An 11,862-nucleotide genomic window follows, 5' to 3' on the forward strand; every position below is an offset into this window, starting at 1 on the left:
GCCCGCCCGCCCCCCGAGTTGATCGTGGAGTAACCGCGGGATCCATCGGACGTTCCGGACCGGAACGCTGCGGTCACTCCACGATCGACCTGCCGGCGCCGGTCAGGGTGCGACCGGCGCCAGGACCTCGTCGGCGACGGGGTCGGGCTCGGCGTCGCGACGGCGGCGGCGCGACGGGACGAGCATGACCACCAGCCCGGCGACGGCGACCCCCGTCACCAGGGTCAGGCCCGGCCGGAACTGCTCGAACGTCGCCGCCGCCATGCCGTCGGCCGTGTGCGAGCCGGCCGTCACGAGCGCCGTCGTCGCCGCCAGCACCACGGCGCCGCCGATCTGCCCGGAGGTCTGGACCAGGCCGGCCGCCAGCCCCTGCTCGGAGTCGTGGACCCCGGCCGTGGCCTGCGACATGATCGACGAGAACGCCAGCATGAACCCGAGCCCGATCAGCAGCACACTGGGCAGGATGTCCGTGGCGTAGGCCGCCGTCGCGTCCCCGCCGAACGCGAGGAACCACACGTAGGCCGCGCTCAGCGACACCATCGCGGCGACGATCGGCCGCTGGGTGCTGTAGCGGTCGATCACCCGGCTCATGTACGGCGAGCCGAATGCCACGATCAGGCCGGCGGGCAGCAGGGCCAGCGCCATCCGCAACGGCGACCAGCCCAGCGCCGCCTGGAAGTAGATCGTCAGCATGAACTGGAAGCTCAGGTACGACCCGAACAGCGCGATGATCGCCAGGTTCGCCCTGACGATCGGGCCGATCCGAAGGATGCCGAAGCGGACCAGCGGATGCGCGACCCGCCGCTCGACCAGGACGAAGGCCGTCAGCAACGCGAGCGCCAGCATGAACAGCGTGATCGTGACGGGGTCGGCCCAGCCGCGCTCCGGTGCGGAGACGACGGAGTACACGGCGAGCAGCATGCCGGCCGTGAGCGTCGTCGCTCCGGCCAGGTCGTGGCCGCCGGCGTCGGCCGGCTTGTCACGCGGGATCAGCGCGATGCCTGCGATCAGGGCCAGGATGGCCAGCGGCACCGGCATGAGGAAGTTCCACCGCCAGCCGGCGCTGGTCAGCAGGCCGCCCAGGATGAGCCCGGACGAGTAGCCGCTCGCGCCGAAGACGGCGAAGATCGACAGCGCCTTGTTGCGCGCGTGTCCTTCGCGGAACGTGGTGGTCAGGATCGACAGCGCCGTCGGCGCGGTGAACGCGGCCGCGACGCCCTTGACGAACCGGGTGATGATCAGCAGCGTCCCGTCGTCGACCAGTCCGCCCACGAGCGAGGCGGCGGCGAAGACGGCGAGCGCGATGAGGAACACCCGGCGGCGGCCGAGCAGGTCGGCCGTGCGGCCACCGAGGAGCAGCAGTGCTCCGTAGCCGAGCACGTATCCGTTGACGATCCACTGCAGCGAGGTCGTCGACAGTCCCAGCTCCGTCCCGATCGACGGCAGGGCGATGCCGACCATCGACACGTCGAGCCCGTCGAGGAACATCACCAGGCACAGCACCGCGAGGATGCCCCAGAGTCGCGGGGTCCAGCGCGGATCTCGCTGGTCGTCGGGAACGAACGGGGGTGGTGTTGCGGTTGCAGTCACGAGCGACGACGCTACATGCACGTGCATCAAATGCACAAGCATTAAATGTCCTTGCATTGGTTTGGGCGCGGTGTTAGAGTGCGCTCCATGAGCGGGACGGAGGAGCACGAGCTCGTCGAGAAGTGGCGCACCCTCCTGACCTCGTACAACGGCATCGCCTGCGACCTCGACCGCGAGCTGCAGGACCAGCACGGCCTCGGGCTCAGCGAGTTCGAGGCGCTCGACCGGCTCATCGAGTCAGGCCAGGACAAGCTGCGCATGCACGAGCTCGCCGCCGACATGTACCTCAGCCAGAGCGCGTTCTCGCGGACGGTCGCCCGCCTCGAGCGCGCGGGCCTGGTCGGCCGGGCCATGTGCATGGACGACCGCCGCGCCCTCTTCGTCAGTCCCACCGATGCCGGCCGCGCCCGCCACGCCGAGGCCCGCGACACCCATCGCAAGGTTCTCGCCCACCACCTCGACTGAGACCGCGGCCCTCTGCTGCCGGGTGATCGGCGACGGCGGGGCGACGTAAGCTCGAAGCGTGCTCGACCGCATCGATCCCGGCCACCCGGCCTGGCCGGCCGTCGGCGAGGCGATCGCGGTGCTCTCGGGCCGGCCGGTCGCCGTGCTCACCGGCGCCGGCATCTCGACCGACTCCGGCATCCCCGACTACCGCGGCCCCGACTCCCCGCCGCGCACCCCCATGACGTACCAGCAGTTCGTCGGCGACCCCGACCGCCGCCGGCACTATTGGGCCCGCAACCACGTCGGCTGGCGGCACGTCCACGGCACCCGTCCCAACCCCGGTCATCTCGCGGTCAGCCGCTTGGAGTCCGACGGCGTCGCGGTCGGCGTCATCACGCAGAACGTCGACACCCTGCACGACGCCGCGGGCAGCCGCAACGTCATCGACCTGCACGGACGCTATGACCGCGTCATCTGCCTGGGCTGCCGCCGGGTGGTGCCGCGCGACCACGTGGCGGCCCGCTTGACGGCGCTGAACCCGGACTTCGCCGACGAGGTCGCCGACGCCGAGATCGCGCCCGACGCCGACGCCGTGATCGAGGCCACGACACACTTCCGGATCGCCGACTGCGACGCGTGCGGCGGCATGCTGAAGCCCGACATCGTGTACTTCGGCGAGAACGTGCCCAAGCCGCGGGTCGAGGCGGCGTACGCGCTGGTCGACTTCGCGGCGGCGCTGCTGGTGGCGGGGTCGTCGCTCACGGTGATGTCGGGGCTGCGGTTCGTCCGGCATGCGGCGAAGACCGGGCGGCCGGTGGTCATCGTCAACCACGGCGCCACCCGCGGCGACGACCTCGCCACCGTCAAGGTCGACGCCGGGTGCTCGCCGGTGCTGACGGTGCTGGCCGCCGTCCTGACCGGGGCGGCCGTCAGTCGGTGACGTCGGCGACGGTGGCGTCGAGGGCCTTGACCAGCTCGTCGCCGTCGACCGTGGCCGAGACCCCGAACGCGCCGGCGCCGATCGAGACCTCCCGCCCGAGCAGCCGCTCGTCGGCGATGACCGGCCAGGCGCGCGTCGACCCGAACGGCGTGATCGTGCCGCGCTCGTACCCGGTGACGTCGCGCGCCGTGGCGGCATCGGGCATCGAGAGCCGGTTGACGCCCAGCAGGGTGCGAAGCTTCGGCCAGGCGATGGTGCGGTCGCCGGGGACCAGCACGAACACGTAGTCGTCGTCGGCCCGTCGCACCACGATGGTCTTGATGACGGCGGCCGGCTCGACCCCGCGCGCGGCGGCGGCCTCTTCGAGGCTGTTCACCGGCGGATGCCGGACGATGTGATGGGCCAGGCCGGACTCCTGCAGGGCGTCGACACCGCGTTCTTCCGTCATGGGTCCGAGCGTATGCGGTGCTCACCGCCGTCACCGCCGTCACCGCCTCACCGCCCTCACCGTCACCGCCTCACCGCCTCACCGCCTCACCGCCGTCACCGCCTCACCGCCTCACCGCCCTCGCCGTCACGCTGGGGAGCGGGAGCGGGCCGGTGAGTGGTGCCGGCGGCGGTCCGGTGTCGCCGAGCCGGGCGTGGCGTCGGCCGGCTCCGTGGCCGGGTCGGCCGGCTCCGCGGCTGGGTCGGCCGGCTCCGTCATGCGGCCGGTCCGGATCAACTCGATCAGCACCTCCGTCTCTGGCTCGAGACCGCCACCCAGCTCGGCGGCGGTGACCAGGAGTTTGTCGATGCTGTCCAGCACCCGGCCGTGAGCACCGAGGGCCAGCTCGGCCTTGAGCCGGTCGCGCCACAGCAGCTCCACGCCGGGCTCCACCGTCAGACCGAGCAGCGCCGTCCGCAATGCCTCCCACGGATCGCCGTCGACCAGCGCCCGCAGCGCCAGCTCGTGGCAGGCGTCGACGATGGAGGCGATCATCTCCTGAGCGAGGTGATCGGCCCAGTCGTACCGGCGGCGGCCGCGCCCCGAGAACGGGCGGCCGCGGACCAGTTCCAGCGCGGCCCGCAGGTCGGCCGTGGTCGCCCGGGCCGGACCGTCCGGCAGCAGCTCGCGCCAGTCGTCCCAGTCGCTGCGGATGCCGTGGCGCAGCGTGTAGCCGCTGTCGGAGCGCGGCAGCAGCGCCGACCCGGACGCGTCCGTGCCGAGCCAGCGGCGCAGCTTCGAGATCGCCGTCCCGCGGGTCGTCTTCGTCACCGCCGACCCCGGCCAGATCGCCTCGTCGATGGCGTTCGAGTCGCAGCCCGGGTTCAGCGCGATGAACATCGCCAGCTCGGTGAGCTGGCCGAGCTTCGTCTGCTCGCCGAGCTCGGCCGCGCCGCGCACCTCGACCGGACCCAGCATCAGCAGCCGCGGCAGCGCCCGCCCGGACTGCGATCGACCCGCAGCCGCGCGGCGCCGCTCCTCTCGATCCGGCACCCCGGCGGCCGGTCGCCCGCCGTCGACCGATCGTGCGCCGTCGACCGGTCGTCCGCGGTCGGCCGGTCGCGCGCCGCCGGGCACCGCCGGCCCTCCGTGCAGGGGTCGTCCGGTGACGACGCCGTCATCGACGGCTCCGACCGGCTGCTCGCCGGCACCGCGGAGCAGCTCGAGAAACCGCCGCCTGGTCTCGTCGTCGAGGAGCTGCGGCCGGACGGGCACGCCCAGCGGGTCGAGGATCGCGACCGGTCGCTCCGCCGGGCCGTCCAGCCGCAGCACCCAGGTGCCGCCTCCGGTGTGCGGGGTGCGTCCGCGCAGCCGATGACCGCGTGACGGCAGGCCGCCGGGCTCGCCGCCGCCGACCACCGCCGCCACGGCGACGCGCGGCGCCGTCACGATGAGCGCCTCGAGCCGGTCCCACTGGTCGGCCGGGAGCGGCTCGGCGATCACCAGGATCTCCGGCGTCCAGGTGGCGTCGGCGACCTGCGTCGCCCGGGCCGCGCCGAGACCGCTGACCCCGGCCGTGGCCAGCAGCAACCGGTCGTCGGCGACCCGTACGGCCAGCTCGTCCAGCAACCCCTCGACGTCGGTGACGTGGCGGACCCGCCCGGTGTCGAGCAGGTCGAGGTCGGCCAGCGCGGGCGCCCCGACCAGGGTGACCCGCAGGTCGTCGGCCCACGCACTGGTCGCGAGCTCGGCCGCGACCGCCGTCAGCGACGATCGCACCAGCTCTGCCGGCCCGTCGACCACCAGCGTCCCGACCTGCTCGAGATCGAGCAGCACCAGCGCGTCGTGGTGGTCGTGTCCGAGGGTGACCAGGCTCGGGTACGGCGCGGGCACGCTGGTGTCCGGTCCGGCCTCCGGCGCCTCGTCGAGCCCGACGGTCCACACGCCGCCGTGCGCGGTGCCGGCGAACGGCGCGGGCAGTTCGGCCGGCGCCGCGAGGTACAGCTCGAGCGTCCGCCGGGTCAGCCGGACGGCGCGCAACGGCGGCAGCCCGCGGCCCGTCTCGGCCACGCGTGCGGCCAGCCCACGCAGGACGCGGTCGACCACCTCGACGGCGGCGGGGTCGGCGGCCTGCCGGAGCTCGGCCTCGGTCGCACGATCGGCCTCGGTGCCGCCGGCGAGCCGCTCCCCGGGACGGCGATGCCGCTGCTCGCGGAGGCGCCGGGTGGCCAGCACCCCGACCAGCGCCGCCGCCAGCACCGCTCCCACCCCACCGGTCGTCCGCACCAGATCGGCGACCTCACCCGTGTCGTCCTCGTCCTCGTCGCCGACGGCGCCACCGTGCGCGGCTCCCGCCGCATCCTCCCCGGCGCCGCCTGGTCGGTCGCCGGTCTCGTCGAATACCGGGCCGCCGGTGTCGGGCAGGGACGCCGGCGCGTCCGCACCCGGGATGGTGAGCGTCCAGCCGGGCACGATGAGGTCGGGATCGGTGAGCCGCCGCCCGTCCGGTTGCACCGTCGCCGCCGACGCGGCGGCGATCTCCGGATAGCGCCACGGGTCGCCCAGGCGGGCGTCCGCCACATCCCAGAGCGTGTCGCCGTCGGCCACGACATGTCTGCCGTCAGCGTCGCCCACGGCCGGCGGCTCGTCGAGCAGGCCGGTCGTGACCGGCGGCGCCGGTTCCCATGGACCTGGCGGCGGGGACTCGGCCATCGCGGCGGAGCCGCCCGAGCCGACGGCGGCCACGGCGGCGACCAGCCCCGCGACCAGCCGCTGCTGTGCACGGAGCCCGGGCAGCCGCGGCGCCGGCGTTCCCCACAGTGCCGCGGGCACCTCGACGATCAGGCTCAGCACGAACGTGCCCCAGCCGAGCCAGCCGACGACGAGCAGCAGCGCCAGGAACAGCGTGCCGTCGTCGGGACGCAGCGCCGCGTCGCGCGCCTGCGCGAGCGTGGGCCACTCCTCGGGCAACGGCGATCCGCCCGCGGTCCACAGCACGGCGGGCAGACCCACGACCAACGTCGCGAGACCGAGTAGCGCCGCCAGGCCACGCACCACTGCACGCGGTTTCGACGTAGCGATCACCTGCGAACTCCCTCCAGCACACCCTCCGCTTCCTGTGGGTGCGCTCGGGCCGCCGAATGTGACAGCCGGGGTGGACAAAGCCTTCCAGGATGCACGAGATGTCCCGCTCGTGCACGCCGAATCCGGAAGCGCCGCGAAGACGGGCAACCTCTCGACCCCGATCGGCGGCCGTCCGGGCTAACTTCCGGGCTAACCGGTCGCGCTGGACTGCCGCAGGTCGACATCCCCGGATCTGCACAAGGAGCCCGCCGGTGAACACACTCGCCATCCCCACCGCCCGTTCGACCGTCCTCGTCACCGATCAGCTCAATGCCGAATGGCTCCGGCTCGGCGTCAGGCCCGTCCCGAAACACTGGCCGCTGCCCGGGCTCGCCGGCTGCGTGCGGCTCGCCGACGTCGCCGACACCATCGCGACGGCACGCCGACATCAGCCGGTCGAGGCCGACGGCCTCCTCGTCGGCCTGCTCGACGAACGCACCGGCCGCGACGACCACCTCGCCGGGCGGCTGGTGCTGCAGGTCATGCTGGGCCGCGCGGTCAACCTCGCCCGGCGCACGCACCGGTTCGGCGCCGCCGGCGTCCGCGGCGACCTCCCCCAACTCACGGCCGCCGCGGTCGGCGCGCTCTGGCACGCCATCGCGACCTATCCCGTGGAGCGTCGGCGCACCAAGGTCGCCGTCAACCTCTGCATGGACGCGCTGGCGCACTTCAACGCCGCGCTCGAGGACGACGCGGTCGAAGTCGTCGACGCCACGGTGCTCGACGCCGCCGAGCCGGTCATCCGGCGCACGCCCGCACCTGTCGTCGAGGTCTTCCGCACGCTGACCTGGGGCATCAGCAAGGGGGTCATCACCGCCGAGGACGCGGAGCTGCTGGTCCGCGTCTACTGCCCGCTGCCCGGCCAGCTCGGCGGCGCCCACCACGTCGCCCGCGAGCTCGGCCTCCCGCCGGCCACCGTCCGGCAACGGTGCAGCAGGGCCGTCCAGCGGCTCTCCGACGCCGTCCGGGCCGGGCGCTCGGTGCTCACCACCGCGGCCTGAGCCCCGATGCCGGCCGCTGCACGCGAGAAGGGACTCCGGTTGACAAGTCCGATCCGATCAGTGACGTTTGTCGGCTCGCCACGTAGTCGATCAAGGAGCGAGCGACCTCGACGACCCTCTGAGGGGCGCACATGGCGCAGACCGCTCGGCTAGAGACCACCGACCACCCCTTCGACCAGCCGCTCGACCCCGCGTTCGGCCCGCCCGGCGCGCCGCTGCGGCGGTACCGCCGGCGGCCCGCGCTCATCGGGCTCGGCGTCGGCATGCTCGCCACCTGCGGTACGGGTGCGGCGTACCTGGCCCAGTCGTCCAGCGACACGGTCGAGGTGCTGGCCGTCACCGGCACCGTCCACCGCGGCGAGGTCATCGACGCGGGCCGGCTCACGACGGCGCGGGCGGCGCCCGATCCCGCGCTCGACCCGGTTGCGGCGAGTGAGCTGTCCGCCGTCGTGGGGCGGCGTGCCGCCACCGACCTGCCGGCCGGCACGCTGCTCACCAGCGGCGCGGTCACGACCACGAGCCTGCCGGCAGCGGGCCAGAGCGTCGTGGGCGTCGCCGTCACCGAGGCCCAGCTCCCGCGCTCCGAGCTCGTCGCGGGCGACCACGTCCGCGTCTTCGGCACACCCAGCCTCGGCGACGACCCGCCGTCGAGACCGCCCGAGTCGGTCGCGGCGGCGGTGGTCGACGTGTCCGACGTGCTCGACTCCGGCCACGTGGTGGTCGACGTCGTGGTGCCCGACGACGTCGCCGGCACGCTCGTCGCCATGGTCGCGACCGGCCGGGTCGCCGTCGTCCTCGACTCCGCGGAACCGGACGGAGGCGACGACCGATGACTGTGCTCGCGTTCACGTCCGCCCGAGGTGCTCCGGGCGTCACCACCACCGCGCTGGTCGCGGCGCTCACCTGGCCCCGGCCGGTGCTGCTCGTCGAGGCCGACGTCTCCGGCAGCAGCAGCATCAAGGCCGGCCATCTGCGCGGCGAGGTCGATCACGAGCTGGGCCTCATCAACCTCGCGCTCGCCCACCGCAACGGCGCCCTGAGCCTCAGCACGGTGCGCGGGCAGACCATCGCGCTCACCGACGACGGCGCCCGGCTCGCGCTGCCAGGGCTGGCCACCAGGGCGCAGGCCGCGTGCCTCACCGACGACTTCTGGACGACGCTGGCCACTCTGCTGCGTTCGGTCACCCGGCACGGCGTCGACGTCCTCGTCGACGGCGGCCGGTTCGGCATGCGGCACGGCCCCGACGCCCTGCTCCGCGCGGCCGACCTGCTCGCCGTCATCTGCGGAACCTCGCTGGACGAGCTCGTGGCCGTGCGCGCCACCGCCGACCAGCTGCCGTGCGCAGGCGAGGGCGACACCGCGGTCGACCGGCGCGGTCTGGTCCTGGTCGGCGAGGGCCGGCCGCACCGTGCCGGTGAGGCCGCCGAGGCCACGACGCTGCCGGTCTGGGCCACCGTCGACTGGGACCCGGTCGCCGCCGAGCGGCTCGGTGGCCGCGAGCGCCTGCGCACCAGCCTGACCCGGCTCGCGTCCTCGCGGCTGATCCGGTCCGGGCGCAGCGCGGTCGCCGAGCTGATCGCCGCCGACGAGCGCCGGCGCCGCGTCCTCGGCGCGCCGCTCGAGACGACGGTGCTCAGCGGCAAGGGGGTCCGATGAGCGACCGGCCGAGACCCGACCGGTCCGCCGGCCGACGGCCGGCAGCCGGGCCGCCGATCGATCCGCCGCCGACAGGTGACAGGCCCCTGAGTCGGCGACCCGCCAGCGGCCGGCCGACGGTCGAGCACACTGCCGGCGAGCAGCCGATCACCGGGCTGCCGATCTTCGCCGCACCGCCCGCTGACCCCGCCCTCCCCGACGGTGGTCCGTCCACGCCGCCGCGCCCGAGCGTGCGCGACATCCTGGCCGCGCTGCCGCCGTCGCCATCCCGTGCCGTCCAGCGCCCGGGCCCCGGCACTCCGCCGGGCAGCACACCGGGCACCTCCACGGGTCTCGACCCTGGCGTCGACTGGACGCTGGTCCGCTCGTTCCGCCAGCAGGCCGCCGCCCGCCTGTCCGAGCAGGTCGACGAGACCACTCCCGAGGCCGGCCGCCGCACGGCCGGCCGCGAGATCATCGCCCAGCTGCTCGACGAACACGTCCGCCAGGCGGTCACCACCGGCGCCACGACGGTCCGGGTCGACCAGCAGGCCGCCCTCGCGCAGGCGGTCTTCGACGCCCTCTTCGGCCTCGGCCGCCTGCAGCCGCTCATCGACGACCCCGCCGTCGAGAACATCGAGGTCTACGGCGCCGAGCCGGTCGTCGTCATCGACGGCGACGGACGCATCACCCGCAGGCCGCCGGTGGTCGAGTCCGAGGACGAGCTGGTCGACATGCTCACGTTCCTCGCCTCGCGCGGCGGCAGCGGCGAGCGCACGTTCTCCACCGCCAGTCCGAGCCTGCATCTGCACCTGCACGGCGGGCACCGGCTGGCCGCTTCCGGGTGGACCACGCACCAGCCGGTCGTCGTCATCCGGCGGCACCGGCTGGTCGACATCGGCCTCGACGACCTCGTCTCCCGGGGCACCCTGACCACGCAGGCAGCGGCGTTCCTGCGCTCGGCGGTCCGGTCGCGGCGCAGCATCGTCGTGTCCGGGTCCATGGGAGCGGGCAAGACCACGCTGACCAGGGCGCTGGCCAACGAGATCGATCCCGAGGAGAAGCTCGGCACCATCGAGACCGAGTACGAGCTCGGCCTGCACCACCTGCGCGACCGGCATCGGCGCGTCATCGCGTGGGAGGCCCGCCCCGGCAGCGGCGAGCGCGGCCCCGACGGCCGCGCCGTCGGCGAGATCACCCTCGACGATCTCGTGTACGACGCGCTCCGGATGAACCTCGACCGGCTGATCGTGGGCGAAGTGCGCGGCCGCGAGGTGCTGCCCATGTTCAAGGCCATGCAGTCCGGCGCAGGCTCGCTGTCCACCATCCACGCGCACTCGGCGCGCGCGTCCATCGAACGCCTGGTCACGTGTGCCATGGAGGCCGGCCACCGCGTGTCCGCCGAGTTCGCCTACCGCCAGATCGCCCAGCACGTCGACCTCGTGGTCCACGTCGAGTGCGTCACCGCGCACGACGACGACACCGTGCGTCGCCGCCGGCTCGTCACCGAGATCATCGCCCTCGAGCCGGGCGAGCGCGGGCTGCCGGCCATCACCGACGTGTTCCGCCTCGGTCCCGACGGCCGGCTGCGGCCCGAGTCGGCACCGTCCTGGCCGGCCGCGACGACGGGGAGCGGGACATGAGGCCGGCGCTCGCCGCGGTCACCGTCATCGCCGGACTGGGCGGGCTCGCCGCCACCGGCGCCGGCCTGCTCCGGACGCCGCACGACGCCGGCACGCCGCGGCGCGAGCTGCTCCCGCGGTGGGCGGCCGCGATGCGCGGCCCCACGCCGGCGGCCCACCGCTCCCGCCGTCGTGTGGCGGGGGCGGTCGCGGCCGGGCTCGTGGTCTGGCTGGTCACCGGCTGGACGCTCGCCGTCGCCGTCGTCCCCGCCGCCGCGTGGGGCCTGCCCGTCCTGCTGCAGACCACGTCCACGAAGGCCGACATCGCCCGGCTCGAGGCGATGAGCGACTGGGCGCAGAACCTCGCCACCGTGCTCGGAGTCGGCGTCGGCATCGAGCAGGCCCTCGCGGGGAGTCTCGACACCGCGCCGGAACCGATCCGGCCCGAGGTCGCCCGGCTCGTGGCCCGGCTCCGGGCTCGCTGGGACACCGCGACGGCGCTGCGTGCGTTCGCCGACGACCTCGACGACGCCACCGGCGACCTCCTCGCCGCGGCGCTGGTGCTCGGCGCGCACCGCCGCGGCGACCAGCTCAGCAGTGTGCTCGACGGGCTGGCCACCGCCGTCCGCGACGACGTCCGGGTCCGGCGCACGGTCGACGCCGAGCAGGCGCGTGGGCGCACGACGGCGCGGCTGGTGACGGTCATCAGCGCCGGCGGGCTGGGTCTCATGCTGCTGACGCCCTACGCCGATCCGTACCGTGCCGGGACCGGGCAGCTGATCCTCGTCGCGCTGCTGGCCTGCTACGTCGGGTGCCTGGTCTGGATGCGGCGCATCACGGCCACGCCCCGCCAGCCGCGCATCCTCGTGGCCGGCGGCGGCCGGTCATGACGGCGACGCAGCTGGCGATCCTGCTCGGACTCGGCGCCGGCGCCGGGCTCCTGGTGGTCCTGCACGAACTGCTCACCCGGGCGACACGGCGGCCGCATCCGGCGCACACGGCCGCCCGGCTCACGGGCCGAGGTGGTCCGGTGGCCGACGTCGTCGACGGCGGCGGCGTGCGGGGCCGGGTGGGGC

General features: G+C 74.4%; 11 protein-coding genes. 8 read left to right on the top strand and 3 right to left on the bottom strand.

The annotated features are described in order from the left end of the window. Window positions 1-102: 102 nt before the first annotated feature. A complete protein-coding gene (locus tag E1212_RS22335) occupies window positions 103-1,617 on the bottom strand; it encodes an MFS transporter (RefSeq protein WP_420814412.1) in 1,515 nt (504 codons plus the stop codon). Window positions 1,618-1,677: 60 nt separating this feature from the next. Between E1212_RS22335 and E1212_RS22340 the strand changes: the two genes are divergently transcribed. Both E1212_RS22340 and E1212_RS22345 read left to right on the top strand, forming a co-directional pair. Further along, entirely contained in the window at window positions 1,678-2,055 is a 378-nt protein-coding gene (locus tag E1212_RS22340) for a MarR family winged helix-turn-helix transcriptional regulator (RefSeq protein WP_131986556.1), read from the top strand. Window positions 2,056-2,113: 58 nt separating this feature from the next. Beyond that, window positions 2,114-2,977 (top strand): NAD-dependent protein deacetylase, encoded by an 864-nt coding sequence (locus E1212_RS22345; protein ID WP_238992446.1) that lies wholly within the window; start codon window positions 2,114-2,116, stop codon window positions 2,975-2,977. On the opposite strand, the gene E1212_RS22350 is transcribed toward E1212_RS22345, so the two are convergent. Beyond that, a complete protein-coding gene (locus E1212_RS22350) occupies window positions 2,967-3,425 on the bottom strand; it encodes an aminoacyl-tRNA deacylase (RefSeq protein WP_131986558.1) in 459 nt (152 codons plus the stop codon). The genes E1212_RS22345 and E1212_RS22350 overlap by 11 nt on opposite strands. Window positions 3,426-3,551: 126 nt before the next feature. Next, on the bottom strand, window positions 3,552-6,416 hold the full coding sequence (locus tag E1212_RS22355) for a LysM peptidoglycan-binding domain-containing protein (protein WP_131986560.1): 2,865 nt from the start codon (window positions 6,414-6,416) through the stop codon (window positions 3,552-3,554). A gap of 323 nt (window positions 6,417-6,739) precedes the next feature. Between E1212_RS22355 and E1212_RS22360 the strand changes: the two genes are divergently transcribed. From E1212_RS22360 to E1212_RS22385, 6 genes are all read left to right on the top strand, one after another. Beyond that, complete coding sequence (locus tag E1212_RS22360) at window positions 6,740-7,528, top strand: RNA polymerase sigma factor (protein WP_131986562.1); 789 nt, start codon at window positions 6,740-6,742, stop codon at window positions 7,526-7,528. A 131-nt stretch (window positions 7,529-7,659) separates the two neighbouring features. Continuing rightward, on the top strand, window positions 7,660-8,361 hold the full coding sequence (locus E1212_RS22365; RefSeq protein WP_131986564.1) for an SAF domain-containing protein: 702 nt from the start codon (window positions 7,660-7,662) through the stop codon (window positions 8,359-8,361). Beyond that, window positions 8,358-9,185, top strand: a complete 828-nt coding sequence (locus E1212_RS22370) for a hypothetical protein (RefSeq protein WP_131986566.1) — start codon at window positions 8,358-8,360, stop codon at window positions 9,183-9,185. The genes E1212_RS22365 and E1212_RS22370 overlap by 4 nt, the downstream gene beginning before the upstream one ends. A 230-nt stretch (window positions 9,186-9,415) precedes the next feature. After that, the gene (locus E1212_RS22375; protein WP_162605590.1) at window positions 9,416-10,807 is read left to right on the top strand and encodes a TadA family conjugal transfer-associated ATPase; all 1,392 of its coding nucleotides are present in this window, start codon (window positions 9,416-9,418) and stop codon (window positions 10,805-10,807) included. Then, window positions 10,804-11,676, top strand: coding sequence for a type II secretion system F family protein (locus E1212_RS22380; RefSeq protein ID WP_131986570.1), 873 nt, complete (start codon window positions 10,804-10,806; stop codon window positions 11,674-11,676). Before E1212_RS22375 ends, E1212_RS22380 begins: the two co-directional genes overlap by 4 nt. Then, a partial coding sequence (locus tag E1212_RS22385) for a hypothetical protein (RefSeq protein ID WP_131986572.1) occupies window positions 11,673-11,862 on the top strand: 190 nt, incomplete at its 3' end. The genes E1212_RS22380 and E1212_RS22385, both read left to right, overlap by 4 nt.

Source organism: Jiangella ureilytica (genome assembly GCF_004348545.1).
GTDB lineage: Bacteria > Actinomycetota > Actinomycetes > Jiangellales > Jiangellaceae > Jiangella > Jiangella ureilytica.